At 60.5% G+C, this 1,581-nt stretch carries 3 protein-coding genes; 1 reads left to right on the top strand and 2 read right to left on the bottom strand.

From position 1 onward, the window contains the following. Positions 1-153, top strand: a 153-nt coding sequence (locus GX108_05220; GenBank protein NLO56438.1) for a flavodoxin family protein, incomplete at its 5' end; no start/stop codon positions are given. A 37-nt stretch (positions 154-190) separates the two neighbouring features. On the opposite strand, the gene GX108_05215 is transcribed toward GX108_05220, so the two are convergent. Next, on the bottom strand, positions 191-1,330 hold the full coding sequence (locus GX108_05215; protein ID NLO56437.1) for an ATP-NAD kinase family protein: 1,140 nt from the start codon (positions 1,328-1,330) through the stop codon (positions 191-193). Next, positions 1,327-1,581, bottom strand: a 255-nt coding sequence (locus GX108_05210; GenBank protein NLO56436.1) for a glycine dehydrogenase subunit 2, incomplete at its 5' end; no start/stop codon positions are given. The genes GX108_05215 and GX108_05210, both read right to left, overlap by 4 nt.

The following is a 1,581-nucleotide window of genomic DNA, read 5'->3' as shown; positions in this document are numbered from 1 at the left end:
TTCCAGGGAATGCTCTTCTCTTTCAGGACATCCTGCGGGCTCCTTGGCTTGGAAATGGCGGAACCCCTGTTGGCCCATGGAGTCCACGGGATGGGCGAGGTGGAAAAGGGTCAATGGTTGAACCTGGCCGAAGAGCTCGGAAGGTCCCTTTGAGAAAAGCTGCAAGGGGCGGCCTTTGGCCTCCTCTTTTTTATCGCTCCACCCGAAACAGGGTCTCCTCGCCGAGCCCGGCTATCACCCGGATATACCCGCCCAGCGCCTTGTCCAGTGATGGGTCGCCGGTGTCCACGAGAAGAGCCTTGCCGTAGAGGCCTTCGAGCTTGGAGGGTGTCCCGGCGACCAGGATCCTCTCCAAGCCGATGGCTCTTATCACCTCCGGCGTCGCCTGCAAATTCCCCCGTCCCAGAATGAAGCCCTGCCCTCCTATCACGGAGAGAACGAGCCAGGTCCTTCCTGGCAACAGCATGTCCAGGATTTTCCTCTCCGACAGGTCGATTCCGAGGGTCTGGCCATCCCTGAGGGCATCGACCCCCAATAAGGAGTAATCACACCCAAGCCGCTTCATGACGGCGCCCGTCGTCGTCCCTGGCCCGACAAGGTATAAATCCCCCGGGATCATCCTGGATATGACCTCCAGGGCTATCCCGTCGAGTTCCACGGCCCCGGTCTTCCCTCCCCCGGTTTTTCCCCCCTGGAGAAACCTCTTCTCGAGGGGCACCAGCAGGTAACCGAAGAGGCTCGCCCGGAGAGATCCTTTCCTGAAGGCCTCTTCATCGATATCCATTACTTCCCGTTCCTCCAGGTCCACCTTCGACCCCGAGAGGAACAACCCGGCCAGCTCGCCGGCCATGGCCGGGTTGCGGGCGAAGACGGGTGAGTGGATCTTGACTCCCGACGGGATCCCCAACGCGGGGACCCTTGTCCCTAATACAGTCGCGATATCCCTGGCGGTCCCGTCGCCCCCGGCGAAGAGGATCAAGTCGACGCCGGCCTTCTCCATCGCCCGCGCAGCTTCCCTGGTATCCTCGGCCGAAGTGAAGGGACCGGCCCCTATGGGCAGCACCTCCGTCGGAATACGCGCCTCCCGGGACTCCAAGTCCCCCATCTCGCCGATACAGGTCAGGATCCTCACCCCGTCGGTGACGCGCTTCAACGCTTCGAGAGCTTCCCGAACCCTCGAGGGGGACCTGGGGACGGCACCCAGCGATAGGGCTTTCTCAAGGATATGAACCCCATCGGTACCCTTGAGGCCCACGGCCCCTCCCATCCCGGCGATGGGGTTGACGATCAGGCCCAACAGCTTTCGGTCCCTTTCGTTTCCGTCGCTCATCTTCTCTGGAAGTACCCCGTGTATTTTTTCGTATACTCCCTCCACGTTATGGCCCATCGGTCGGGATCGTCCAAGTATTCGTGGTCGATAAGGTGAACAGTGCTGCGGTGAGGGGCATTCCTTATGACTTCCGGCTCCTCGTAACATTCCTTGGATATCTGCTCCAAGATGCCCAGGTACTCGTCCAGGTCCTCTTTTGAATAGGATTCGCTGGGTTCAATGGTGAAGGGCTCCGGTATAACCCAGGGTTC

The organism is Thermovirga sp. (assembly GCA_012523215.1).
Classification (GTDB): domain Bacteria; phylum Synergistota; class Synergistia; order Synergistales; family Thermovirgaceae; genus 58-81.
The sequence above is the reverse complement of the archived record's forward strand: the minus strand, read 5'-3'. Positions and strand labels throughout refer to the sequence as shown.

What these genes read in the sequence shown, in the direction of transcription:
- GX108_05215 (NLO56437.1), bottom strand. Translation starts at nt 1,330, where the DNA reads ATGAGCGACGGAAACGAAAGGGACCGAAAGCTGTTGGGCCTGATCGTC.